The organism is Sphingomonas endolithica (assembly GCF_025231525.1).
Classification (GTDB): domain Bacteria; phylum Pseudomonadota; class Alphaproteobacteria; order Sphingomonadales; family Sphingomonadaceae; genus Sphingomonas; species Sphingomonas endolithica.
Map to the genome: position 1 here is coordinate 2,270,862 of NZ_CP103057.1, position 22,278 is coordinate 2,293,139.

General features: G+C 67.0%; 15 protein-coding genes. 4 read left to right on the plus strand and 11 right to left on the minus strand.

Going from position 1 to position 22,278, the window contains the following annotated elements:
- Nucleotides 1-63: 63 nt before the first annotated feature.
- Genes nrdR through rpiB form a run of 4 tightly spaced genes read right to left on the minus strand, consistent with a single transcriptional unit; the run spans nucleotide 64 to nucleotide 2,460 of the window.
- Nucleotides 64-525, minus strand: a complete 462-nt coding sequence (gene nrdR / locus NV382_RS10780) for a transcriptional regulator NrdR (protein ID WP_260596755.1) — start codon at nucleotides 523-525, stop codon at nucleotides 64-66.
- Nucleotides 525-692 (minus strand): hypothetical protein, encoded by a 168-nt coding sequence (locus NV382_RS10785; protein ID WP_260596756.1) that lies wholly within the window; start codon nucleotides 690-692, stop codon nucleotides 525-527. Before NV382_RS10785 ends, nrdR begins: the two co-directional genes overlap by 1 nt.
- Nucleotides 693-694: 2 nt before the next feature.
- Nucleotides 695-2,011, minus strand: coding sequence for a serine hydroxymethyltransferase (gene glyA, locus NV382_RS10790; protein WP_260596757.1), 1,317 nt, complete (start codon nucleotides 2,009-2,011; stop codon nucleotides 695-697).
- Nucleotides 2,008-2,460: a ribose 5-phosphate isomerase B gene (rpiB, locus tag NV382_RS10795; RefSeq protein ID WP_260596758.1), complete on the minus strand. Its 453-nt coding sequence runs from the start codon at nucleotides 2,458-2,460 to the stop codon at nucleotides 2,008-2,010. Before rpiB ends, glyA begins: the two co-directional genes overlap by 4 nt.
- Before the next feature lie 135 nt (nucleotides 2,461-2,595).
- Between rpiB and NV382_RS10800 the strand changes: the two genes are divergently transcribed.
- Together NV382_RS10800 and NV382_RS10805 are read left to right on the plus strand one after the other, a co-directional pair.
- On the plus strand, nucleotides 2,596-3,183 hold the full coding sequence (locus NV382_RS10800; protein WP_260596759.1) for a sigma-70 family RNA polymerase sigma factor: 588 nt from the start codon (nucleotides 2,596-2,598) through the stop codon (nucleotides 3,181-3,183).
- Nucleotides 3,180-4,022 carry an anti-sigma factor gene (locus NV382_RS10805; protein ID WP_260596760.1) on the plus strand — a complete coding sequence of 281 codons (843 nt, stop codon included), beginning with the start codon at nucleotides 3,180-3,182 and terminating at the stop codon, nucleotides 4,020-4,022. Before NV382_RS10800 ends, NV382_RS10805 begins: the two co-directional genes overlap by 4 nt.
- A gap of 251 nt (nucleotides 4,023-4,273) precedes the next feature.
- On the opposite strand, the gene NV382_RS10810 is transcribed toward NV382_RS10805, so the two are convergent.
- The 6 genes from NV382_RS10810 to NV382_RS10835 all read right to left on the minus strand — a co-directional run bounded on the left by NV382_RS10810 (nucleotide 4,274) and on the right by NV382_RS10835 (nucleotide 13,870).
- On the minus strand, nucleotides 4,274-7,843 hold the full coding sequence (locus NV382_RS10810) for an error-prone DNA polymerase (RefSeq protein ID WP_260596761.1): 3,570 nt from the start codon (nucleotides 7,841-7,843) through the stop codon (nucleotides 4,274-4,276).
- The gene (locus tag NV382_RS10815; RefSeq protein ID WP_260596762.1) at nucleotides 7,840-9,390 is read right to left on the minus strand and encodes a Y-family DNA polymerase; all 1,551 of its coding nucleotides are present in this window, start codon (nucleotides 9,388-9,390) and stop codon (nucleotides 7,840-7,842) included. Before NV382_RS10815 ends, NV382_RS10810 begins: the two co-directional genes overlap by 4 nt.
- A complete protein-coding gene (locus tag NV382_RS10820) occupies nucleotides 9,281-9,946 on the minus strand; it encodes an ImuA family protein (protein WP_260596763.1) in 666 nt (221 codons plus the stop codon). Before NV382_RS10820 ends, NV382_RS10815 begins: the two co-directional genes overlap by 110 nt.
- A 157-nt stretch (nucleotides 9,947-10,103) precedes the next feature.
- The gene (locus NV382_RS10825) at nucleotides 10,104-10,484 is read right to left on the minus strand and encodes a YdbL family probable chaperone protein (protein WP_260596764.1); all 381 of its coding nucleotides are present in this window, start codon (nucleotides 10,482-10,484) and stop codon (nucleotides 10,104-10,106) included.
- A 1-nt stretch (nucleotide 10,485) separates the two neighbouring features.
- Nucleotides 10,486-10,632, minus strand: coding sequence for a YnbE family lipoprotein (locus tag NV382_RS10830; RefSeq protein WP_260596765.1), 147 nt, complete (start codon nucleotides 10,630-10,632; stop codon nucleotides 10,486-10,488).
- Nucleotides 10,633-10,702: 70 nt separating this feature from the next.
- A complete protein-coding gene (locus tag NV382_RS10835) occupies nucleotides 10,703-13,870 on the minus strand; it encodes a YdbH domain-containing protein (protein ID WP_260596766.1) in 3,168 nt (1,055 codons plus the stop codon).
- 719 nt (nucleotides 13,871-14,589) lie between these two features.
- Here NV382_RS10835 and NV382_RS10840 point away from each other — a divergent pair.
- Nucleotides 14,590-15,774 carry a M48 family metalloprotease gene (locus NV382_RS10840; protein ID WP_260596767.1) on the plus strand — a complete coding sequence of 395 codons (1,185 nt, stop codon included), beginning with the start codon at nucleotides 14,590-14,592 and terminating at the stop codon, nucleotides 15,772-15,774.
- Nucleotides 15,771-21,197, plus strand: a complete 5,427-nt coding sequence (locus tag NV382_RS10845) for an AAA domain-containing protein (protein ID WP_260596768.1) — start codon at nucleotides 15,771-15,773, stop codon at nucleotides 21,195-21,197. Before NV382_RS10840 ends, NV382_RS10845 begins: the two co-directional genes overlap by 4 nt.
- A 101-nt stretch (nucleotides 21,198-21,298) precedes the next feature.
- Here the strand turns inward: NV382_RS10845 and NV382_RS10850 are convergent, their stop codons facing one another.
- Complete coding sequence (locus NV382_RS10850) at nucleotides 21,299-21,820, minus strand: hypothetical protein (RefSeq protein WP_260596769.1); 522 nt, start codon at nucleotides 21,818-21,820, stop codon at nucleotides 21,299-21,301.
- Between the last annotated feature and the right edge of the window lie 458 nt (nucleotides 21,821-22,278).

The window sequence follows — 22,278 nt, forward strand, 5'->3', positions numbered from 1 at the left end:
CGGTGCGATTAAAAGGCTCGGCGACAACCGCCCTGAACACGGTAGCCCACGCGGCAAGCGATCCTATTCCTGCCCCACCGAACTCACATTCCCGGCAAATTCCTCGAAGTCGCGCGCCTCGCGAAAGTCCTTATACACGCTGGCAAAGCGGATATAGGCAACAGAATCCATCCCCTTCAGCCCCTCCATCACCAGCTCTCCGATGCGCTTGGCGGGGATTTCGTTCTCGCCCTGCGTCTCCAGCTGGCGCTGGATGCTGGAGACGAGCTTTTCCAGCCGCGCCGCCTCGACCGGGCGCTTGCGCGCCGCGATCGAGACCGAGCGGAGGAGCTTCTCGCGGTCGAAGGGTTCGCGCTTGTTCTCGCTTTTCAGCACGTACAAGTCGCGCAGCTGGATGCGCTCGAACGTCGTGAAACGGGCGGCGCAATCCTCGCACTGCCGCCTGCGGCGGATCGCGGCACCATCGTCGGTCGGCCGCGAATCCTTTACCTGGCTGTCTTCATGGCCGCAGAATGGACAGCGCATCAGCTCTTGTTGCGCTTGAAATAGGCGTAGCCGGCGCCGGCCGCCGCACCAATGATCGGGCCGACGAACGGCACCGGGATCGCCACGACGGCACCCAGCGCCGCCCATTTCGCCATGCTCTTGCCGAGCTTGGGATCGGATTGCAGTTCGGATTTGAAATCGGCCATGGTCAGATACCTTCCGGGTAGATCGGGAATCGATCGCACAGCGCCCTAACGCGCGTGCGCACCGCATGCTCCACCTGCGGATCGCCCTGCTCGCCCTTTTCGCGCAAACCTTCCAGCACGTCGGCGACCATATTACCGATTTCGCGGAACTCGGCGGGGCCGAAGCCGCGCGTCGTGCCGGCGGGCGAGCCGACGCGGATGCCGCTGGTCTTGGTCGGCGGCAGCGGATCGCCCGGAATGCCGTTCTTGTTGCAGGTGATGCCGGCGCGCTCCAGCGCCTCGTCGGCATCCTTGCCGGTAACGCCGAGCGGGGTCAGGTCGACCAAGGCCAGATGCGTGTCGGTGCCGCCCGAGACGATGTCCGCGCCACGTTCCTTCAGCGTCGCGGCCAGGATCTTGGCGTTCTCCACCACCGCGGCGATGTAGCTCTTGTAATCGGGCTGCAGCGCTTCGCCGAAGGCGACTGCCTTTGCCGCGATGACGTGCATCAGCGGGCCGCCCTGCAGCCCCGGGAACACGGCCGAATTGATCTTCTTGGCAATGGCCTCGTCATTGGTCAGCACCATGCCGCCACGGGGCCCGCGCAGCGTCTTGTGCGTCGTGGTGGTGACGACATGCGCATGGGGCAGCGGCGACGGGTGCAGCCCAGCGGCGACGATGCCGGCGAAATGCGCCATGTCGACCATGAAATAGGCGCCGACCTCATCGGCGATGGCGCGGAAGCGGGCGAAATCGATCGCGCGCGGATAGGCCGAGCCGCCGGCGATGATCAGCTTCGGCTTGTGCTCGCGTGCGAGGCCCTCGACCTGGTCGAAATCAATCAGGTGCGTCACCGGATCGACGCCATATTGCACCGCGTTGAACCATTTGCCGCTCATCGCCGCGCGCGCGCCGTGCGTCAGGTGGCCGCCGGCATCCAGGCTCATGCCCAGGATCGTCTCGCCCGGCTTGACCAGTGCCAGCATCACCGCGCCATTGGCTTGCGCGCCGGAATGCGGCTGCACGTTGGCGAAGCCACAGTCGAACAATTGCTTGGCGCGTTCGATCGCCAGCGTCTCGACCTCGTCGGACGGCGCGCAGCCCTGGTAATAGCGCTTGCCCGGATAGCCTTCGGCATATTTGTTGGTGAAGACAGACCCTTGTGCCTGCAGCACCGCCTTGGAGACGATATTCTCGCTGGCGATCAGTTCGATCTGCGTCTGCTCGCGGTTCAGCTCGTGCGAGACGCCGGCGAACACGGCGGGGTCGGCATCGGCCAGCGTGCGCGTGAAGAAGCCATCCGGCTGCACGTCGGACAAGGTCTGCGGGTTGGTGCTCATGCGGATAACTCCTCGAATTGCGGATGGCTGAGTTTGTCGATGCGGCCGGCATGGCGCCCGCCGGCGAATTCGGCGACCAGGAAGGCGGCGATGCACGCCTTGGCCATGTCCTCGCCGGTGAGCCGCGCGCCGAGCGCGATCACGTTGGCGTCGTTATGCTCGCGCGCCAGCATCGCCGAATACGGCTCGCCGACCAAGGCGCAACGCATGGCGGGGTGGCGGTTCACGGCGATCGAGATGCCGATCCCCGATCCGCACAAGGCGATCCCGCGCGCGGCCTTGCCCGAGGCGACCGCCTCGGCCAGCTTGTAGCCGTAATCGGGATAGTCCACCCGGTCGGTACCGCTCGGGCCAAGATCGATCACGTCATGGCCGTCGCCCGACAACCAAGCCGACAGGACGGCCTTGAGATCGAATGCGGCATGGTCGGAGGCGATGGCGATGCGCATGGCCGGGGGTTCCTGGGCGATAAGCGAATGCGGCGCTATTACGCAAAGGTCCGCCAAAACGCCACTGCCGATACGCTTGGGTAATCTGCAGCAATTGCCGCCGTCGATCATCCCCGCTAGCTTCTGCGCCGAGTGATGAAACCCCACCCCGATATGCCGGCCGACGCGCCGACGCTGCAGCAGCGGCGCCAGCGTCTGGTGGAGGTCCTCGTCGCCGCGGGGGAGGAAGACCGCGGCGCCTTTCGCGAGCTCTACCGGCTCACCTCGGCGAAACTGTTCGGCATCACGCTGCGGATCTGCGGCGACCGGCAGGCGGCGGAAGACGTGCTGCACGATGTATACCTGACGATCTGGAAGCGCGCCGGCGCCTATGAACCGTCCCGCGCCAGCCCGATCACCTGGCTGGCGACGATCGCACGCAACCGGGCGATCGACTGGCGCCGCGCGCAGACGATCCGCCGCACCACCCCGCTGGACGACACCCAGCCGATCGTCGACACCCGCCCCTCGGCGCTTGAGGCGCTGAGCGCGGACCAGGACGCGCACCTGCTGCACGACTGCCTCGATACGCTGGAGGATCGCCAGCGCGACTCGATCCGCACCGCCTTCTTCGACGGCCTGACCTATGCCGAACTGGCCGAGCGCCGGAACACCCCGCTCGGCACGGTCAAGAGCTGGGTCCGCCGCGGACTGATGAAGCTCAGGGAGTGTCTCGAGCAGTGAGCGACGATACGATCCTCGAGACGGGTTCGGATCCAGATGTCGCCGCCGCCGAACTGGCGCTGGGCGTGCTGGAGGGCGAGGAGCGCGGGGCGGCGCTGCGCCGCGTGATGGCCGAACCCGGCTTTGCGCAGGCGGTCGAGCAATGGCGCCATTACCTGGCCACTTTGTTCGATCTCTGGCCGGAACACGCGCCGCCCGCGGCGCTGTCGGCGCGGGTGGAGCGCTCGCTCGACGCGCTGCAGGCGCCGCCGCCGGCCGCGTCGTCGCGCTACTGGCCGGCCGCCGCTGCGGTGATGAGCGCGGTCGCCGCCGCGTTGCTGCTGGTGATCGTGCTGCGCCCGCTGCCAGCACCAGTGCGCGTGCCGGTCGGCGTGCCCGTGCGCGTGCCGGTGCCGGTGCCGGCGCCCACCCCGACACAGGCGCCCGTGGAGTCCCCGCCGACTCCGGCGCCGGTCGTGACGCCCGAGCCCGCCCCCACGCCCCGGGCATTGCCGGTGATGCCCGACGCGCTGCTCGCCGCGGCCATCGCACCGGTCAAGAAGGGTGCGCCGGTCACCGCCATCTACGATCCGGGCTCGGGCGCGCTCAGGATTGCCGAGACGACTCTGGCCGACGACCGGCGCAGCGCGCAATTGTGGGTCATCGGCGCCGACGGCACGCCACATTCGCTCGGCCTGCTGCGCACGGTCGGCGCGACGGCGCTTAACGTCGCGGCGGCGAACCGCGCGCGATTGGCCACCGGTGCCACGCTGGCGATCAGCCTGGAGGCGCTGGGTGGATCATCCACCGACGTACCGCAGGGTCCGGTCGTCGCAACGGGTGTCGTGTCACCCGTATGACCGCGCCAGCCGGCGCGGCGGGCGGCCACATCCGCGGCACGCCGATAAGGCCCGACTAAACTTTATCGCGCCGCTGCATCCGTCAGCCGCCCGTCCACGTATCTTCGCCCGTCCTCTACCCCAATCTAGATGGACGTGTACGGGACGCCCCATCTCCTCCGTTGGAGCGTCCCTGGCGTAACGGACCTGCCGGATACCCACACCGGCAGGTCCACACGCCCCCGATCGCAACCCTGGTCGCCTCGTCCACATCAATGAAAATCGCGCGACTTGGGCAGGATGCGCACGTCGCGCGGATGGCCGTGGCGTGCCGTATCGCGTGCCGAGCGCGGCGCCGCGCCACCCGGATAACGCGGCGGCTGGGGATGTTCGAACGCGTCGGAGCGCAACAGCCGCACCTTGGCCTGGTCGATCTCCGACAGATGATCGAGCAATTCGGTGCGATCGTATACGCGCGACGCCATCAGGTGGATCACGCCTTCCGGGCTGCGCTGCACCTCGCCCTCCACTTCCATCAGCCGCGCCGCCATCACCTGGCGCCGATACGTCTCGAACAACCTGGCCCACAGCACGATGTTGGTGATGCCGGTCTCGTCCTCGATCGTCACGAAGATCGCATTGCCGTTGCCCGGCCGCTGCCGCACCAGCACGATCCCGGCGACCCGCACGCGCGCGCCGTTCTTGGCCGCCGATACCGCGGCACAGCTCGAGACATGGTGCCGGTCCAGGATCCCGCGCAGGAACCGCATCGGATGATCCTTCAGCGACAATCGCGTCATCTGGTAATCGGCCACGACATGCTCGGCCGGCGACATGGCGGGTAGCGCCTGATCCTCTTCCTCGCCCAGCTCGCGCGCCGCCGCCGCGGCAAACAGCGGCAGCGCGGCATCGGGCGTCCGCCGCACGTCCCACAACGCCGCCCGCCGATCGAGCGCCAGCGAGCGGAACGCATCGGCATCGGCCAGCAGCCGCAGCGCACGCTGCGGCAAATGCGCGCGGCGCGCCAGCGACTCGATCGTATCGTATGGCCCGGCCTGCCGCGCCTCGGCCAGCGCCGCGGCCCAGCTCTGCTTGAACCCGGTGATCACCCGCAACCCGAGCCGCAGCGCCAGCCCCTGCCCCGCGCCATCACCCGCCGGCTCCAGGCTGTTGTCCCAGTCGCTCGCATTCACGTCCAGGCCGCGCACCTCGACATCATGTTCGCGCGCATCGCGCACGATCTGCGCCGGGGCATAGAAGCCCATCGGCTGCGAATTGAGCAAGGCGCAGGCGAACACCGCCGGCTGGTGGCATTTGATCCAGGAGGAGATGTAGACCAGGATCGCGAACGACAAGGCATGGCTTTCGGGAAAGCCATAGCTGCCGAACCCCTTGATCTGCTCGTAGCACCGCCGTGCGAACGCCTCGTCATAGCCGCGCGCCGTCATGCCGCCGACCATCTTGGTCTCGAAATCCTCCATGCCGCCGACATGGCGGAACGTCGCCATCGCCTTGCGCAGGCGGTTGGCTTCGTCTGGCGTGAACTTGGCCGCGACGATCGCGAGCTTCATCGCCTGTTCCTGGAACAGCGGCACGCCCTTGGTCTTGCCGAGCAGGTCGTACAATTCGCTTGCCGGCCCGAATGCCGGATCGGGCGAGGGATAATGGACCTTCTCGATCCCCGATCGGCGGCGCAGATAGGGATGCACCATGTCGCCCTGGATCGGCCCCGGCCGCACGATCGCCACCTGGATCACGAGATCGTACAATTCGCGCGGTTTCAACCGCGGCAGCATGTTGATCTGCGCCCGGCTCTCGACCTGGAAAACGCCGATACTGTCGCCGCGGCACAGCATGTCGTACACGACCGGGTCGCCCTGAGGGATCGATTTCAGCTCGTGATCGCCCAGATCGTGCTGCCGCATCAGATCGAAGCTCTTCTGGATGCAGGTCAGCATCCCCAGCGCCAGGATATCGACCTTCATCAGCTGCAGTGCGTCGATATCGTCCTTGTCCCATTCGATGAACGTGCGATCCGCCATCGCGCCGTTATGGATCGGCACGGTCTCGTCCAGCCGGTCCTGCGTCAGCACGAACCCGCCGACATGCTGCGACAGGTGACGGGGAAATTGCAGGATCTGGTCGACCAGCAGCTTCAGCCGCGCGATCTCCGGGCTGCGCAGGTCGAACCCGGTTTCGGCGAAGCGCTGATCCTCGATCTCGCCGGCAAAGCTGCCCCATACGGTGCTGCTGATCCGCGAGGTGACATCCTCCGACAGGCCAAGCGCCTTGCCGACCTCGCCGACCGCGCTGCGCGGCCGGAAATGGATCACCGTCGCGGCGATCCCGGCACGCTCGCGGCCATAGCGATCGTAGATGTACTGCATCACGATCTCGCGCCGCTCATGCTCGAAATCCACGTCGATATCGGGCGGCTCGTCGCGTTCGCTCGACACGAAGCGCGAGAATAACAGGTCGTATTCCATCGGATCGACCGAAGTGACGCCGAGCAGGAAGCAGACCACCGAATTGGCCGCCGATCCCCGCCCCTGGCACAATATCGGTGGATCGACCGATCGTGCGAAGCGCACCACATCGTACACGGTCAGGAAATAATAGGCATAGTTGCGGTCGCGGATGAGCCCGAACTCTTCATAGAGCAGGCGGCACATCTTGCCCGGCAGGCCGCCGGGATAGCGCCGCAGCGCGGCTTGCAGGACGATGTTCTGCAGCCAATCCTGCGCGTTCCATCCCTCGGGCACGGCTTCGTGCGGATATTCGTATTTGAGCTGCCCGAGATCGAATTGAATGCGGGCCAGGAAAGCGACCGTCTCTGCTACCGCGTCCGGTCGGTCGGCAAACAGGCGCGCCATCGTGTCGCCCGGCAGCAGATAGCGTTCGCCATTGGCGGCAAGCAGCCGCCCGGCTTGCTGCACCTTCACGCCCTCGCGGATACAGGTGACGACATCGTGCAGCGGGCGGGCCTGGGCATCGGCATACAGCGCGTCGCGCGTCGCGATCAGCGGAATGCCGAGCGTGTCGGCCATCTCGGCCAGCCGTTGGAAACGGCGCCGGTCATTGCCCCGGTGCGGCATGGTGATGCCCAGCCAGACGCGATCAGGGGCAGCACGCTGCAGCCGGAACAGCGTGCCCTGCAGCCCGCTCTCGTTGCGCAGCGGCTGCCAATATCGTGGCGCCGGCGGCGCTGCGGGGGGATCGAACCCGGGCAAGGGGATGACGTTGTCGCCCGGATCGGCCGGCTGGTGCTGGTGGCGCCCCGGCATCCGCTCCGCCGCCATCGCCGCATTCTCGGTGGCGACGAAGCTGCTGTCGGTCAGCACGATCAGCAACAGCTCGTCGAGATGCGCGAACAGGTCGCTGATCTCCAGCAGGCACCCGCCCTTGCCGGCGCGCCGGTTGCCGACGGTCAGCAGCCGCGTCAGCCGCCCCCAGCCGAAACGCGTGGCGGGATAGGCGACGATGTCCGGCGTGCCGTCGGCGAACACCAGCCGCGCACCGACGATCAGCCGCAGATCGACCTCGCAGGCGGCATTTTCCGCTGCACTCAGCACGGGCGATTGGCCGGCGGCTTCCTTGGCCTTGCTCAGCGCGGCACGCGCCGTCTCTGGCGCATCGCGCAGCGCCACCCAGGCGCGCACCACGCCCGCCACGGTGTTGCGATCGGCGATGCCGATGCCGGTCATGCCCAGCCGGTGCGCCTCGGATACCATGTCGGAGGGGTGGCTGGCACCGCGCAGGAAGGAATAATTGGTCGCCGCGACCAGTTCCGCAAAAGGCGTTGGCGGTGGTGCTGGTGGTGGCGGCGCCGCCTCCTCGCTCACGCGAACAGGCCGTGCATGTACCAGCCGGGATTTTTCCGCTCGGTCTCGTACAGGCCATGGCGGAACACCCAGAAGCGGCGGCCCAGCGCGTCTTCTATGCGGTAATAATCGCGCGTCGGCTTGGCGCCAGCATCGTGCCACCATTCGGCGGCGATCCGTTCGGGCCCCTCGAAGCGAGTCACGTCGTGCAACGTGCGCCGCCAGCGGAACTGCCGCGGCGGCCCGTCCGGCACCTGCGCGGTGACCTGGATCGGCTGCGGCGGATCGAACAGGTGCAGCGGGCGGAGCGGCGGCTCGCCCGGCACCGGCTCTGGCCAGTTCGCCGGTTCGGTCGCCTCGACCGCCGGCAAGGCGAGCACCGCTTGCTCCGGATTGTGCGTGTCGCGCGGCGCCATGCGGCGAAACCGGCCGCGCCCCATCCGCGTGCTCAGGCGATCGATCAGCGCGGCCAATTCCCCTTGCGCCACCGCACCGCCTTCCAGCAGCAATTGCGTCGGCGCGAGCGGCGCCAGCGTGGGGACCGCCAGCCGGATCAGGTCGAAGCCGAAGCCCGGATCGATCGGATCGGCCAGGCTGCCCAGGCGATCGTCGAACAGGCGCATCACCACCGCGGGATCGCGCACCGGCAGGCTGGTCTCGACCGCAAGATCGATCGCCAGGCCGTCGCTGCGGAAGAAGCGCGCGACGAAGCGGCGTCCGCCCAGATGCCGCTGCTCCATCTGCTCGCCGGCCTCGGCCGCCAGCTCGCCCAGGATCATCAGCGCCTGTTCGGTGCGCGCGATCGGCTCGGCCAGGCGGCGTTCGACCAGCAAGGCGGGCGCCACGCGCCGCGCGACGATGCGGCTGTCCGATTTGCCGATCAGGCAGGCGAGCGCGCCGGTCATGGCATCGCCGAAGCGCGCGGCCAGCGGCCCGGTCGGCCGTCCGGCGAGATCGCCGATCGTCTTCAGCCCGGCGCGGCGCAGCGCCAGCTCGGTCGCATCGTCCAGGCGCAAGGCGGCAACGCTCAGGCGGCGCACCGCGCCTGCTTCGTCGGTCGCCGGCATGGTCTGGAACCGCGCCAGCGCCTGTGCCGCCTCGGGCGTGGCGGCCAGTGCATGGCGCGCCTGCAGCCCGTACGCCGCCAGCCGCGCGACCAGATCCTCGGCCAGCGCCGCCTCGCCGTCGAACAGATGCGCGCAACCGGTGATGTCCAGCGTCAGGCCGTCGGGCGGGTCGATCGCCACCAGCGGCGTATAGCGGTCGCAGCCATCGGCGACTCGCTCCAGCAACAGGTGATCGGCGATCGGATCATGATCGATCGCCACCAGATCGGGCACCTGCGCCCGGGCATCGGCAAGCGTCAGGCCGGGCGCGATGCCCAGCGCCAGCGCGCGGGCATCGACCGCGGCAAGCCGTATCGCCCCGCGCACCTTCTCGACCAGCGCGAACGGCGCATCAGCCGGCGCTGCGCCGGCCCGCTGCAGCCGTTCGGCCGACAGCCGGGGAAACCACAATGCCAGGTGGCGGCGGCCCGCTTTGCCTGCCGCCGCTTTGGGGTATTTCACAGAAGCTTCCTTCGTCACGATTCCACTCCATAATCCAGCGCCCGCCGGCCCGGCCGCCACGCTGGCGCAACAGCTCCACGTCGAGCGCGGCATGGCCCGGCGCATTCGCCTCCAGCGGCACCGACGGCACCGCGCGCACCGCCCAGCGTGTCGCCGCAGCGCTGGGTGCCGGGGTTCCCGCCACCCGCAGCAGCAAGGCGGTCACCCCCGAGCTCTGCGCCGCCATCGCCAATCGCCGCGTCGCGGTGAGATCGAGCACGCGAGGATCTTTCCACAGCTCGATCACCACCACGCCGACCTCGGGGCACCGCGCCAGGTCGGCGGCCGCCTTCAGCACCGCCAGCGGATCGGGCAGGATGCCGATCACCAGGTCGCTGCCGCCCGCGACCAGGTCGAGCAGTCCGGGCAGGTACAACGCGCCGCCCTCGGCATGCGCCTGTTCCTGCCGCAGCCACACCACCGCCGACGCCTCGCACTCGGCACGGCGCAGCATCATCGCCGCAAACCCCGCCGCGCTACTGGCGTCCGCCGCCTCCAGCGCGAAGATCTCATGCAAGTGCCCGCGTTCCAGCTCATCCTCCATCGATCTCGAGCCCGAGCAAAGTCGGTCGCCCGCCCTGCGAATCACGATGATACGCAGCCGGTCGGCGACTCACTTGTTCACTATTTGTTCTGTGGCGCTCAACCCATTGACGAGTCAAGCGATGTGCGGCTTACCCGCAGCGACCGTCGCGGATCGGGGCCGTCCCGCTGCGGGTCTGCCAGGCGCCATCGGGCGCGCGGTACTTTTCGCCCGGCTGCGTCTGCTGGATCAGGTTGCAGCCGCTGGTGAACGCCATCTGCTCGACGGTCGCACCGCTCGCCTGCGCGCTCTGCGTGTACTTGGCCTTGCGCTGGATATTGATGTTGCTGACCAGCGCCCGCAACTCGGCCGAGCCGGCGCCGACCACGCCCAGATAGCCATCGGGCTGCTCGCCCACCTGCCCCGCCGATCGCGCCGCGGCATAGGCCGGATCGCGCTGCGCCGCTGCCGGAACCGCGAGGCTGAGAAACGCCGTTGCACCAAAAGCGATCAGGATGGCTTTGCTCGTCATGTTAGAAAATCCCCGGATTCTTCTCGATCAGCGACTTGGCCTGGCTATCCAGCCGATACACCACTTGTTGCGTAACGTTGATATTAAGATTGATTTCAATCGGCTTATCAGGCGCACTAATACTCACGCATCCCGTCGTCGCGATCAATACGCCTATCAAGCTCGATCTCATCATCTTGCGATGTTTGGTAACCGGCCTCGTCATCTTCGATGGTCCTTCATGGCATGGGGTCGCTTGCGGCAGGCTGAATGGAACTGATCGGTGGAGCGAGTGGCTCGGCGCGGAGTCCGGTCGCGTTCTGCTGTTGCAGCAGCGCCGGCAGGTTGCGCTCGATCAGCCGCGAGGGATCGTAGAAGGATTGTGTCGCATCGATCAGCCCGCGGAACGGCGCGCGGATGCGGATGTTGAAGACGAAGGGCAATTTCTGCAGCCGACGGACCAGGAAGTTCGATTTCGCGCCCTTGCCCTGGCTGATGCCGGCAAACCGCACCTCGGTGATCATCTCGCCCGCCAGCGGGCCGTTCATGGTGATGGCAAGATCGCGATAGTCGATCGAGCGCAGCGCCTGGAAGGCGATGTTGCCCCAGATGCCGAGATCCTTTTGCGTGAGTTCGCCGACATAGGCGATGTTGCCGCCGCCCGGCCGCACCTTGAGGTGCCCGCCTTCGATCCGCCCGCCCGTCGCGTCAAAGATCATCGGCAGGGTGCCGTCGAAGGTGCCCGTCGCACTCAGATTGCCAAAGTCGAATTGCTGCAGGAATTGCGCGGCATTGACGGCCTGCAACTCGAACGTCAGTCGGCGGTCGCGGGCGCCGGCCAGATCGAGCATCGTCGGTTGCAGCACCAGCGTGCCGCCCGCGAACGGCCACCGCCCGCTCGCCACATGCACCCGGCTGTTCGCCAAGGTACGATAGACGACGCGACCGTCGGTGACCGGTATGCCAGGATTGATCGACGCCACCGTCGCGACCTGATCGGGGGCGCTTTCCAGCGCGAGCAGATCGGTGAAGCGGATCGTGCCGGCAAGCCCGGCGACCGGGCCGAAGGCGGCGGCCAGATCGAGCCCGTCGGTGCGGAAGGTGCCGGTGCTGGTGACGCCTTGTGCCGTCCAGTCGATCCGCGCGTCACCCGAGATGGCGCCACGCACATCGGCGATCACGCCATAGGTCATCGGCGTCAGGTCGTCCGGCTGGAATGCATCGTCGAAGGCAAGTTTGGGGACGGCGAGTGTCGCCCGCCCCGTGTCGCTGCCGAGATCGTGCTTGATCGTGACGTCCGCCACGTGAACCGACTTGCCCGGCACGGCGAGCGCCGCAGACGCATTGATCGCGCCGCCGACGAGCCGCAGCTGGACCGCATCGGCATGCAATGGCTGGAACCGCGCCTTAGCAGCGGAATCCGCCACGTCGGCGGTGCCGGACAACGCTAATGCGTCGTCTTTCATCCGCCAGTTGCCGCCCGCGTGCGAGATCAGCAACGGCACCTTGCCGATCTGGCCGCCTGCTTGCTCGAAACGGCCGCCCAGCCCCGCTGCGGACACGGCACCGGCGAGCCGCCCGACGTCCAGCCGAGTCACCGACTCGCCTTGGCCGAGCCGCACCGCAACGTCGTGCGCGGTGATGCCGCCCGAGTTCAGCGAGAAGCGGGCATCATCCGCCGCCAAGGTCAGCGGCGTGGATCCCAGGCGGCCCGCCAGACGAAGCATGGGCGCACGGCCCTCCACATCGATCTTGCCCCCCGCGACACGCACCAAGGCGGCGCCGCTCGGGCACAGCGGCACGCTTCCGCTGCGCAGGCGCAACGTGGATAGGGCGAGTTGATCGTAGGACAATGTGATACAGTCCGGGTTGAGGCTCAGCACCCCCGCGCCGTTCCACGCCGCCTCGAGCGGCAGACGCAGGCCCTCGACACGTCCGTCGGCTAGCGGGCCGGAGAGCGTCGCGACGGTCGCCATGCGCCCGCCAGCGCCATCGGCCGTAAAGCGTACCGGATCGAGCGCCAGCCGGGCACCCCCGGCGGCATAAGGGAGGATCGTGGCGACGCCGTGGATCGGCCCGCGCGACCGAGCCTGGGCAAGCCGCACCGTCACCGACGGCAGGCCGCCGCCCGACAGTCGTGCGATGCCCGCAATCGCCGGCATCGTGCCCCAGGCGAAATCGACCGGACGATCGGGTGCGAAGCTGGCGGCGGCACCGGATCGCGCCATGCTGTCGACGCGCGAAAAGGTGATGCCGCCGCGGGTCAGGGCAAGGTCGGCGGCGACATCGAAGTCACGGCCGGCAACCACCACCGCGTCGCTTGCCCGGGCGAGCAGCGGAGCGATCGGCGTTGCCGGTGCGGCTTGCCCCTGGCGGCGGATGGCGGCGAGCATGGTCGCCGGGAGCGAGATGCCGTCCGCCCGGGCGCGACCGGCAAACCCCGGATCGCGGCCCAGGCGATAGCGTCCGTTCAATGCCAGCGATCGTGTAGCAATCCCGCGGAGCGTGGCCGGTCCGCTCACTAGCGCCACCTTTCCCGTGGTGGTGGCGGCAGTACCGGCAAAGGTGATCCTGCCCCTCGCCTGGCTGACCGCGAGCGATGATGCGGCGAGCCGCCCGGTACGCAGCGTGGCGCTGCCCTGCCAATGGGCCATGCCCGCAGACAGGCTCGCCGCCAGGTCGATGGCGACGCGCTCGGCGGTGGTGCCGGGGCACAGCAGTCGATCGGCCATGAGCGGACCCGACAGGTGCACCGCGGCCCTGGTTGTCCAGACCATGGTCGCCGCGCCCACGCCGCGCACCAGGCAGCCACCCGCCGTCAACTGCCGACTTGCTGCCTGCAGCCGCCCGCTGAAGCCATGGTCGAGACGTCCTTGGCCGGTGAGCGCAAGATCGACGATCCCCGCCGGCACGGTCAGGTGCAAGCGGCCGTCCGTGACTTCAAGGTCGATCGCCGGCAACCGGAACGTGCCGCCGCCGGTGGACTGAGGCAGAAGCCGGTCGATCGCGCCCAGCGACAATGTGCCCCGGACGAAGGCTGCCCGCAGCCGCAGGCCGCCGGCGCGCACGCCGGTCACCCGCGCGCCATCCAGGCCGATATGCGTGCCAAGCTCCAGCCAGTCGGCGGTGAGATCCGGGCGGGCCGGATCGCCGACCACCACATCGATCAGCCGCTGCCCTCCGAAGCCCAGATCGACGATGCGGTAGCGCGCCTGCACATGTGCCTGCGCCAGCTTGCGATCGATCACCGCGGTGGTGATCGACCGCCGCTCCAGCCAGAGCCCGACCAGCGACGCCGACACGAACAATGTCGCCGCACCACCGATGCGCAGCGCGCGCCTCCTGTGCCACGGCCGCGCCACCTGCTCGTCCGGCACCTCGGCCGCTACTGGTTCGCTCCCACTCACGCCCGCTCGCATAAAGGCAGCATCGTCGAGCGGCAACGCCCGGGGAGTTACCCCGGAATCCCTGGTTAAGTGCCACCTCGGCAGACGCCGGCATCCTCAAGGCAGAGGCATGACAATGACATCTAGCGCTCGGGCTTGGGGAGAAGTCGGTACGAAGACCAACACGGCTGAACGGTCGCGATCATCCTGTCTACAAAAGCGGCAAGCGGCGTTCCGATGTTAGAACGCAGTTCAAGCGGCCCGCCAAGTTGAGAGCCGTACCGCGCGGAAAAGCGCACCGAGTAAGCGACGCCGTCCATCACGATCTCTGTTGCATCCCGTGGCATCTGGACGCTTGGGAAAGGTACGGACCCGAGTGCCTCTACCGCCTCCTGCACGCCGCGGCAGGTACGGCTCGTCGCCCACCTGTTAGTGGTCAATCCCGCAGGATCGTGGACGGTCAGGCGAAGCGTATACTCGCCCTCCGCCGCGTCCGCGTCGTCCCGGATGAAATCGATGGTCGTGGAGGATCGAGCAAGCGCGACGTCCGCCGAAATTCTCGCCCACGCATCATCCGGCAGAAATGACGGCGATGAGGATTGCAGGAGAATTGGTAAAAGCATGCCTGCCTCGCGATCAGTGCAATCGTCATCCTACATTTGCCAAGGCATTTGGGAAGAAGGGTCCGACCCATCGGCTTGTTGTTTGACCGATGCCGAACCCACGGTAGGATCGATACGATGGGGGACGAATCACAATCGCCACCGGCGCTCGAGCCGCTTGCTTACCATCGCCTGATCGTCGAGCATCTGCGAGAGAACGAGCCGGAAATCTGGGCCTGGGGCTGCTCGCACCAGACGCGTGACGAGCAGGTGCAGGAAATGCGCTCCTATCTGTTGCGCGAAACCTACCGCATCGATGCAGCAGCGCACCCGCACGTGCATGAGGATTGCGCCGCCGTGCTCGCAAAGCTGGGGCTCGATGCGCCGGCAACGCTGTATCAGGCGTCGGACGGGGCGATGAACGCCGCTTTGTGCTTCGTGCCGGGTGAAATCCATCTCCTGTTCCACGGCCCGGTGCTGGAGAAGCTGTCACGTGACGAGCGCATTGCGTTGCTCGGCCATGAACTTGCACATTACCGGCTATGGTCGATCGAAGACGGCGCCTTTTACGCGGCGACGACGATCCTCGATCATGCACTGGCCTATCCCGGCGCCGCGCCCAGCCATGTCGAGACCGCGCGACTATATCGGCTGCACACCGAACTCTATGCCGATCGCGGCAGCGCGGTCGCGACCGGCGCGCCCGATCCGGCAATCGCCACGCTAGTGAAGACGATGACCGGCCTGACGGCGGTCGATCCGCAAGCCTATTTGCGGCAGGCTGCCGAAGCCGAGAGCGACGCCCGCGGCTCGCAAGGCGACACCCATCCGGAAATCTTCCTGCGCGCCCAGGCACTCGACAAATGGTGGCGCGGCGATGCCGAGACCGATGCGTGGATCGAGCAGCGCATCCGCGGGCCGCTGTCGATCGCGGCGCTCGATCTGCCACGCCAGCACGAGGCGACGTCGATCACGCGGCGCTTCCTGACCCGGCTCTCCGCCGATCCTGCCGCCGATGCCGAAGCGACCGGCAACCTCATTCGTCGCTTCTTCCCGGATTGGCGCGCCGACGAGGAAGCGATCGAGGATGCCGCCTTGGCCGGGCGTATCGATGGCCCGTTCCGCGACTATCTCGTCGCGCTCAGCCTCGATGTCGCGATGGCCGATCCGGACGGCCGGGATGCGATGCTCACTGCCGGCGCGCGCCTTGCCGCAAGCTATGACGGCGAAAGCGCGTTCCGCGCGGCGCTGAAACGCGATCTGAAAATGACGAAGGCCGCGATCGAGCGCGTCTTCTCGCCGCTCAAGAAGGCATCGGCATGAGCGAGGGCGATCCCGTCACGCTGGCGCAGCACCTGGCCGAAGGCAGAGTGCTGCCCGCCGAGGACCTGCTTCACGTAATGCTGCCGCTGATGCGCGCGGTGGCCGCACTGCATGCGGCAGAGCGCGTCGCCGAGCTTGGTGGCGATGCGGTAATCGATTGTGGGAACGGCCGGCTGGCGCTGGCGCAGCCTGACGGGCGCCGGCCCAGCTACGACGAAGCACGCCTGCGGGAGGTGCAACCGCCGCCAGGATCGGCACTGCGCATCGTCGGCGAATATCGCGTCTCGACCGGTGTCGATACCGGCAGCAAGGTCGAGGATCTGCGCGCGCGTGGCGATCAGGAGGAGACGGCGTTCAAACCGGCTTACCTCACCGGCTATCGCGCGTGGGAACAGGCGATCGGCCATCACGACGAGCAGACCGACATCTTCGTCATCGGCCTGATCCTCGCCAGCCTCGCCTGCGGGCTGGACCTGAACGACGTGGAAGACGTCGCGCGTTTCTCCGGCGCGCAGGGCAATCTGTTCCGCCTTAACGACGCGCTCCATCCGGTGATCGCTGCGCTAATCGGCGAGATGACCGCGCTCAACCGTCACGAACGGGCAAGCGATCTCGCCGCGCTCGCGCAACGGCTGGAAGATTATCGCGACCAGCCGGCCGGTATCGATGTCGAGCGCGCGCTGGCTGCGGCGACGGGCACGAAGGGGCGCCGCGGCGCGGTGCTCACGCATTTGCGCGACCGGCTGTTCGATCTGTCGCGCCGCAATCGCCTGATCCACTTCCGCCCGACCCAGGCCAGCGTGAACCTCACCGTTGCCAGCGTGCCGGTGGTGATGCGGCTGGAATCGATCGGCGGCGATCAGCTGTGCAGTTGGAACGGCAAGTTCGCCGCCGACATCCTGGGCGGTACCCAGATCCCGCTCGCCAAATGGCTGCGTTTCGAGGACCAGCCCTATCTGCCGTCCGCCTTCGACCGGATCATCCAGGAGACGCGGCGCGACCGCGCGGAATACGGCTTCAGCCATCTCCGGCTCGTGGTCGCCTTTCTCCACTGGCACAATCTGAAGGACGCGCCGGCCGAGCGGATCCTGTCGCCCTTGTTATGGCTGCCGGTCGAGGTGATCAAGAAGAAGGGCGTGCGCGATCAATATCTGCTGCGCTGCCCCGGTAGCGAGGCCGAGTTCAATCCGGCACTGCGGCATTATCTGCGCCAGCTCTACGATATCCGGCTGCCGGAAACGGTCGATCTGGCGCACAGTTCGATCGAGCAGGTCCATGCCGACATCGCCGCACAGATCCACCGCAGCGAGCCGGGGGTAACGCTAGCAGTCACCGACAAGCCGCAGGTTGAATTGATCCACCAGAAGGCGGTGCAGCGGCTGAAGCTGTTCCAGCGACGCAAGCAGCGCACCGCGCGGGCCAGCGGCGTCGCACGGCCGGAGTTCAGCTACGAACGCGACGATTATCGCCCGCTCGGCCTGGCCCTGTTCGAGAAATATGTCCGCCCGACGCCGCTGCCGCAGCGGCTCGCGGTCGGCGGCCGCATGCCCGCGCGGCCGGACCGGATGGTGGCGAACGGCGATGCCGAGGCGCTCACCTACGCGCTCGCCGGCGGCGACGGGCATCGGCACAAATGGGAGATCGATCTCACCCAGGTCACGCTGGCGAACTTCAACTACAAGAAGATGTCGCTGGTGCGCGACTATAACCAGCTGATCGACGATGCCGTGCCACCGTCGGCGTTCGACCGGATTTTCTCGATCGAGCCTCGTGAACTGGAAAGCGAAGCACCGCCGGCATTGCCGCTTGCCGAACTCAATTCGGTCGTACCGGCCGACGCGACGCAGGATGCGGCAGTGGCGATGGCGCGATCGGGCCTCAGCTTCATCATCCAGGGCCCGCCCGGCACCGGCAAGTCGCAGACGATCACCAACCTGATCGCCGACTATGCCGCGCGCGGCAAGCGCGTGCTGTTCGTCTGCGAAAAGCGTGCGGCGCTGGACGTGGTGTTCAACCGCCTGCGCTCGGCGGGGCTCGATCGCTTGTCGTGCCTGATCCACGATTCGCAGGAGGACAAGAAGGCCTTCGTCCACGATCTGAAAGATAGTTATGAGCGCTGGACCAAGCAGGACGATGCGCTCGATGCACAACAGGCGATGCGCCAGCGCACGATCGACGCGCTGACGCGGCACCTGGAACGCATCACCGCGTTCGAGACCGCCACCAGACGTGTTCCGGAAGCGACCGGCGCCAGCGTGCGCGCGATGGTTCGCCGCCGCGCTGCCTTGCCCGAAGTCCAGCCACTCGGCCCCGCCGTGCGCGAGCGCCTGCCGCTGCTTACCGAATGGGACACGCATCACGCGCTGGTCCAGCGCATCCACCGCACGATGATCGAGAGCTTCGGCGTCGCCAGCTTGGCCGAGCATCCGTTCGCCCGGCTCGCCCCCGCAATGGTGGCGAGCGATCGCGCTTATGCCGAGGCCGAAGCGGCGATCGCCGAAGGCGAGCGGCTGATCGACCTGCTCGATGCAGCGCTGGAGGATGGCGCCACCCTGCTGTCTGCCGACACGCGCCTTGCCGACGCGCTGCAGCTGGTGCGCGCGGCACGACGTGCGATCGACACCAATCTTGCCGGCAATCTGGCGCTGCTCGATCCGGCATCGGCGCTGTCCGGCGATTTCGCCGCCGGACGCCTCTCGCTCGATCGCGCGCATGACGAGGCAGAGCTTGCCGCCGCGGCTGCGGTCAATTGGCGTGAGCCGTTGACGCCCGACGATACCGTAGCGGCGCTGGATCAGGCGCGACGCCAGGAGCCATCCTTCTTCAAGTTCTTCAGCGGTGCCTGGCGGCGGCTGAAGCGTACGGTGCGCGAGCGCTATGATTTTGACGCCCATGCGGTGGAACCCAGCGTTACCGTCGTGCTCGAACGACTGGCCGCGCGGCATGCCGCCGCCGCCGCCGAGACCGACGCGCGCCGCGCGTTTGCCGGGCGCTTCGCCACGCCCGACGCCGAAGCATTGGCCGCCGCCCGCGACGATTGGGCGGGGGCGTCCGCGCCGATGCTGCGGACGCTGATTGTCCATGCCGGTTCCGCCGCGGATCCCGTCGCCTTGATAGCGCGCGAGGCAGCGCCCGTTGCGCCGGTCGAAGCCTTGGCAGCGCTCTGCGCACGCTTCCTGACCGTGGCGGGGGACATGGCGATCGGCGCAGTGTCGGAGGCGATCCGGGACATGCGCGAAGGCCTGGAGGAATTGCCGGATCTGCTGCCACTGCTCGCGGCGGCCGATGCCGCAGGTCCGGGCATTGCCTTTGCCATGCGCACCCTGCCGCTCACCCCGACCGCGATCGAGGCCCATGTGCTCGAAGAAGCCTTTGCACGCACGCTGCGCGACGAGCCCGCACTGCAGCGCTTCGACGCCGCCGAGCTTGCCTCCGCATCCCGCCGCGCGGCCAAGGCACGCGACCTGCTCCAGAACGACAATTCGGCGGCCATCCTCGCCACCAACCATCGGCGATTCCGCGATCACGTGAAGCAGTCGATGATGTCGGTAACGCAACTCGATGCAGTAGGACGCGAGTTCAAGCGCATCTATTCGATCGGCAGGCGCGAGCTGGAGCATGAATTCGGCAAGACCATGCGCTATCGCTCGATCCGCGATCTGTCGGACGACGAGACCGGGCCGGTGGTGATCGATCTCAAGCCGATCTGGCTGATGAGCCCGCTCTCGGTATCGGACACGCTGCCGCTCCATCCCGAATTGTTCGACGTGGTGATCTTCGACGAAGCAAGCCAGATCCCGACCGAAGAGGCCGTTCCCGCTTTATCGCGCGCACCGCAGGTGATCGTCGTCGGCGACGAGATGCAATTGCCGCCCACCAGCTTCTTCGCCTCGGCGCGCGACGAGGACGACATGCACGTCACGGCGGAAGAGGATGGCGAAGCGGTAGCAATCATCCTCGATGCCGACAGCCTGCTCAATCAGGCCGCGCGCAGCCTGCCCGCGAACCTCCTCGCCTGGCATTATCGCAGCCGCTCCGAAGCGCTGATCAGCTTCTCGAATGCCGCTTTCTATGACGGACGCCTGATCACGATCCCGGATCTGGTGATCGGCAATGCGTCCGATGCGCCTTCGCCGCTCCGTTCGGACGACGCGGCATCCGCGCCGACGGCGGTCGACCGGCTGCTGGCGCGCGCGATCAGTTTCCATCCGGTGGCGGACGGCATCTATGACAAGCGCATCAACGATCCCGAAGCGCGGCTGATCGCGGCGATGGTCCGCGACCTGTTGTTTCGCGAGACCGGCCTCAGCATCGGCATCGTCGCCTTTTCGGAAGCACAGCAGACCGAGATCGAAGACGAGCTCGATACGCTGGCGGCCGACGACAAGGCATTCGCTGCGCGGCTCGAGGCCGAATATTTGCGCGAGGATGACGGGCAGATCAACGGCCTGTTCATCAAGAATCTCGAAAACGTGCAGGGTGACGAGCGCGACGTGATCCTGCTCAGCATCTGCTACGCGCCCGACGCCAGTGGCCGCATGGCGATGAATTTTGGGCCGATCAACCAGCGCGGCGGCGAGAAGCGGCTCAACGTCATCTTCAGCCGCGCCCGCCGTCACATGGCTGTGGTATCGACGATTCGCGCCGAGGCGATCACCAACACGCATAACGATGGTGCCCGCGCGCTGCGCACCTTCCTGTCCTTTGCCGAGGCGCAGTCGCGCGGCGATACTGCGCACGGACAGGCGGTACTGGCGACGCTCAATCCCGAGGCGCAACGCGTCTTCGCCCGCCCTGCCCCGGCCGACGCCGTGCGGGACGCGGTAGCGGCAGCGCTGGCCGCGCGCGGCCATGACGTCCGGGTCGATGTCGGCAGCGCCAGCTTCCGCTGCGATCTTGCCATCATGTCGCCGGGTGGCGGCGGGTATCGACTTGCCATCCTGCTCGACGGGAATGGCCGCGGCGCGGTCCAGGATCGCTATGTCTTCCAGCCGGCGATCCTGCGCAGCTTCGGCTGGAAGGTGATAGACGTGCCGTCGCACAGCTGGCTGCGTGACCCCGGGCAGGTGATCGCCCAGATCGAAGCCGCGTTGCACCGTGAACCGGTGGAGGGCGATGACGATCCCTTCGATGGTGCGCCATTGCCGCTGGCCGTGCCGACCGCCCTCAGCGAGCCAACGGCCGAACCCGCGCCTCAATCGCCACACGAGACCGCGATCTTTAGCGAGTTCCGCTTCCAGCAAGGCAGCTCGGACAAGTTCTGGAAGATCGCCGTGGCCGATCTGGATGTGACGGTGGTGTTCGGCCGGATGGGAACGAAGGGCAGCACCATGGTCAAATCGTTCGAGACCAATGAGCGGGCCAAACGGGAAGCGACCAAGCTGATCGCCGAGAAAGTGCGCAAGGGTTACGTGGAAGTTTAGCCGCTACGAAACTCGAACGGCAACAGATCGCACGCGCTGGAACGAGAAAGGGGCACCCCATGCGGGATGCCCCTCTCGGTTCGGTCTGAGAACGCCGGTGCTTACGCGGTGGCGATCCGCGAGCGCGATGCATTGTGCCCGCCCGCACGGTACAGCATGTCGGCTGCTACTTCGGGGCTGACGCCGGCATCGCTAGTGTCGATCGAGACGAACACGCCGCCGTCATTAACCCGGCCTTCGTAATAACGGGCATCATCCTGGCTGACACCGTGATCGGTCATGACCTTCTCCAGGCCACCAACGGCACCGCCCAGCGCCGCGCCGGTAACGGCCGCAGCTGGAATAGCGGCCGATGCGATCGCACCGGCGGCAACGAGCGGCCCGACGCCCGGGATGGCGAGCGCGGCGATGCCCAGGATCGTGCCGATCCCGGCCCCAGCAGCGACCTTGCCGACGAACTCCTGCGTGTCCGCACCGCTACCATCGGTGGTGGTGTTCTTGCCTTCATGCTGGGCGACGATCGAAATCGCGCTGTCGCTGACCCCAGCGGCTCGCAACTCGGAGAGCGCACGCTCTGCATCGGCGTGATTGTCGAAGACGGCGGATACGAGGTTCGAATTCATCATGATTCCTGTCGCTGTTAGAAGCTGCTGACAGAACCAGAAGCCGCGAAGGGCGCCTAACGTTCCACACATTCGGCGTTAGCCAGCCGCTAACCCCGAATGCGGGGGCGCAGGAATCTTAAAAAAGTCGCTGTCGATCGCGCTCTGCAAGATCGGAGGAAATCGCCGATTTTCCGCTTTGCATGTCGGCGAAGTAAATGGTGCCGCTTACAGGACTCGAATCTGTGACCCCCGCATTACGAAGGCTACTAACGCTTCAATAAATAACCTTTTTGTTCAACGGCTTACTACCGATACAGAGCTGACACTGTTACACAACCCAGCCGCTTCCCAAACTCACGAGAGATCGCGCAATTGGCGTCCCCTAGGCAAAGCGCTTTGGAAGGAAACTTCTGCGAAAACAGACCTCCGCCATACCTACTTTGCCGCTTGGATATTTAACCCAGAACAATCGTCGC

Coding starts and splice junctions, on each gene's coding strand:
- nrdR (WP_260596755.1), bottom strand. CDS start 525: ATGCGCTGTCCATTCTGCGGCCATGAAGACAGCCAGGTAAAGGATTCG.
- NV382_RS10850 (WP_260596769.1), bottom strand. CDS start 21,820: ATGAATTCGAACCTCGTATCCGCCGTCTTCGACAATCACGCCGATGCA.
- NV382_RS10825 (WP_260596764.1), bottom strand. CDS start 10,484: ATGACGAGCAAAGCCATCCTGATCGCTTTTGGTGCAACGGCGTTTCTC.
- rpiB (WP_260596758.1), bottom strand. CDS start 2,460: ATGCGCATCGCCATCGCCTCCGACCATGCCGCATTCGATCTCAAGGCC.
- NV382_RS10785 (WP_260596756.1), bottom strand. CDS start 692: ATGGCCGATTTCAAATCCGAACTGCAATCCGATCCCAAGCTCGGCAAG.
- glyA (WP_260596757.1), bottom strand. CDS start 2,011: ATGAGCACCAACCCGCAGACCTTGTCCGACGTGCAGCCGGATGGCTTC.
- NV382_RS10845 (WP_260596768.1), top strand. CDS start 15,771: ATGAGCGAGGGCGATCCCGTCACGCTGGCGCAGCACCTGGCCGAAGGC.
- NV382_RS10840 (WP_260596767.1), top strand. CDS start 14,590: ATGGGGGACGAATCACAATCGCCACCGGCGCTCGAGCCGCTTGCTTAC.
- NV382_RS10800 (WP_260596759.1), top strand. CDS start 2,596: ATGAAACCCCACCCCGATATGCCGGCCGACGCGCCGACGCTGCAGCAG.